This window comes from Psychrosphaera sp. (assembly GCF_982872775.1).
Genome location: NZ_CEYNSH010000086.1, coordinates 1 through 3,117, shown reverse-complemented (window position 1 = coordinate 3,117; position 3,117 = coordinate 1). Strand labels below are relative to the sequence as shown.

Here is a 3,117-nt window from a genome sequence, read left to right as displayed (position 1 = left end):
ACCAATACAAGATCATTGGCTCATTATTTTTGATTGAAGGTTTACCTGCGGTTGATGTTTAAACCGTCATTAATCTGTGTATTCCTAGTTTGTAACGCTTTTTGCAGTGCTAGAGTTAACAAAATAATTACAAATCGTTAGTCTACGCAGATTAACTTAATTCAAACTGGTTTGGCTTTTATCATAAATGAATAAATCATTGCTTCATATTTCGCTTGTCTTGATATTGTTATTGGCCAACTTGGGCCAAGCAATCTCAGCAGGTGCGGCGCTGTTTTGTTCAGAGCCTCCAAGCCAAGCGCAAGTGATTGATAACGCAGATTCAAAATTTAAGAATGCGGACTCTTTAAGTACCCAAGCCAATATCCAAGCCAGTAGTCAAGGTAACTCCCAAGTCGAAACACAAACCGAGGCTGACTGCTGTCAAGATTGTTGTGATTCTACTTGCGTATGTATCGCCAATTCAGTGCAAACGACGGCGTTTGCCCAAGCTAGATTAGCTGAAAGAGTGTCCAGCTGTTCACCCACTACTCTCACAGTATTAGAGCAGAAGCCGATTTGGCGAAACTCCACTGTTTATCGCCCTCCCATTTTGTTGTCTTAACCCAAACGTTAAACCTTCATTCAGAACTTTTTACCCAGTATCTAGCGCTGCCTGATAGTTCTGAAATGTAGTTATTTTTATTAAAAACTCCATTTCCTAGCCTCGTGGAAGAAATGGCGTCAAGACAACTAAGAGAACACAATGTTTCAAACTAAAAAAACATCCGTAGCATTAGCGGTAATGCTTTTGACTCAACCCGTAATCGGACTGGCAAACACACAAAGTGAAACTGAGCCCAAAGAACACAAAGAGCACAAAGAACACAAAGAACACATAGAGCACAAAGAACACCGCAGTGGGAAACATGATGAGCACGAGCAACACAAAAGTGAACACGGTCACGAACACGCTCATGGTCATGATGAGCCTAAGATTGAAAAAATAAGGATCACCGCCTCTCGCCTTGGCAGAATTATTACTGAATCAGCGACACGAACAGAAGTAATTAATGGCGAAGAAGTTCAAGAAAAAGCACTTATGCGACCGGGAAATATCTCAATGTTGGTTGCTGAAACGGGAGGCGTTCGAGTTCAAACTACCTCACCGGCGATGGGCAGTGCCAGCATCCGCCTTCAGGGCTTATACGGAAGGTACACTCAACTTCTGAGTGATGGCTTGCCTTTATACGGTGGCCAAACCGCGTCGATTGGCCTTCTTCAGATTCCACCGACTGACTTAGCCAACGTTGAGATTATAAAAGGCTCGGCCTCTTCAATGTATGGCGGCTCGGCATTGGGCGGTGTTATCAACTTGATGTCACGCACACCGGGCGATGAGTTTGAAGGTGAGGTTTTGGCGAATGTCACTTCAAAAGACGGACAAGACCTAACAACTTACCTAGCTACACCATTAACAGATGCAATCAGTGGATCTGTGACCGCGGGCTTACACCACCAAGCTCAAAAGGACTTGGACAACGATGGTTGGCTCGATTTTGCAGGCTACGATAGAGCAACAATTCGTCCAAGATTATATTGGGAAGGCGCACACGACGAGCAACTCTATGTCACCTATGGGGTAATGGAAGAACAACGAAGCGGTGGTGCCCCTGCTGATTTTCGTCAGTCTGATAATGCTCAATCGGCAACATTTGCTGGTGGGGTTTATGAAATCAACCAAGAATCAAAACGACAAGACCTTGGCTTTGTTTATGAGCAACCGCTCACTGCAGATTTAGAGTTGAATTTGCGTGGCTCGGGCATGAAACAAGAACATCAGCATCAATATGGCTCAGCGCCTGACGTGGCGGTATTTGAAAGTGATCAACACGAGAGCTACCTTCTAGAATCAAGCATTACTGGTTTTAATGACATCGGCGCGTGGGTTATCGGTGCCGCCTTTCAATCTGAGCAATATCACTCTGATACTTACTCAGAGTTTGATTATTCTTATGACGTTCCGGCTATTTTTTCACAAGTAGATCTTGATGCGACTGACGAAATCGCCATTTCATTAAGTGCCAGAGCCGATTGGCACAGTGAATACGGAACCCAACTGAGCCCAAGAATCTCTGTTCTATATCAACCTAATGATTGGACGGTTCGAGGTGCGTTTGGCAAAGGCTTTTATGCTCCAACACCATTTATTGAAGATATCGAGGCAGTAGGCTTATCGAGATTGGACAGATTAAACAATCTAGAGGAAGAGCAAGCAACGACCTCTTCAATTGATATCAGTTACAGCCGTGGAGTCTTTGAGTCTAGTGTCACGTTGTTTGCGTCTAACATTGATAACGTTACCGAACTAACCACCGTCAATTCTTTACAAAATAAGGCTCCAGCGCGTCTACAAATTGTAAATGCACCGGGACAAAGTCAAATTCGAGGCGCCGAGTTGTTACTAAGATATCGTTGGCACGACATAAAGCTAACCGGTAGTTATTTGTTTACTGATGCGACTCGAGAAGTGATGACTCAAACTGAGAGTAATTCAATGGCTCAACTGGATCGTGTGCCATTAGCGCTCACCCCAAAACATTCAGCCGGTTTTGTTGCGATGTGGGAAGAACACGGCAGTCACTTGGTCGGGTTTGAGGCCTATTACACAGGAACGCAAAAGCTTGAAGGAAACCCTTATCGAACCGAAAGTAAGCCATATTGGCATTTAGGTTTGTTAGGCCAGATTACGCTTGGAAAAGTTAGCTACTTCATTAATTTTGAAAACTTATTAAACGTGCGACAAACAAAAGAAGACCCGTTGGTGTTACCTGAACAATCAATAACTGGCCGATGGACAACAGACATTTGGTCTAGAAATGATGGGTTTACGGTTAATGCTGGTATTCGATTTAAGTTTGGACACTAGTTACTGGCTCGTCGTCACCTTTAATTTCAACTGACTTAGTCAGGAGAACTGTGAGCCATAGGTATAATTCAATTTGGCTTATTTAAACCAGACCTTCCCGCCTATAAATTTGTAGGCGGGTGTACCTCGAACCAACGTCTCTCGAGCAAAAACGGTTTCACACTTTGGACAAACACAAGGTGTCGTGGTGAAGTCTTTGGTAATGCGTT

General features: G+C 43.9%; 2 protein-coding genes. Both read left to right on the top strand.

Going from position 1 to position 3,117, the window contains the following annotated elements:
- Nucleotides 1–187 precede the first annotated feature (187 nt).
- Complete coding sequence (locus AC4E96_RS13965; RefSeq protein WP_490256261.1) at nt 188–604, top strand: hypothetical protein; 417 nt, start codon at nt 188–190, stop codon at nt 602–604.
- Between the two features lie 141 nt (nt 605–745).
- Complete coding sequence (locus AC4E96_RS13960) at nt 746–2,908, top strand: TonB-dependent receptor plug domain-containing protein (protein WP_490256260.1); 2,163 nt, start codon at nt 746–748, stop codon at nt 2,906–2,908.
- Nucleotides 2,909–3,117: the final 209 nt, after the last annotated feature.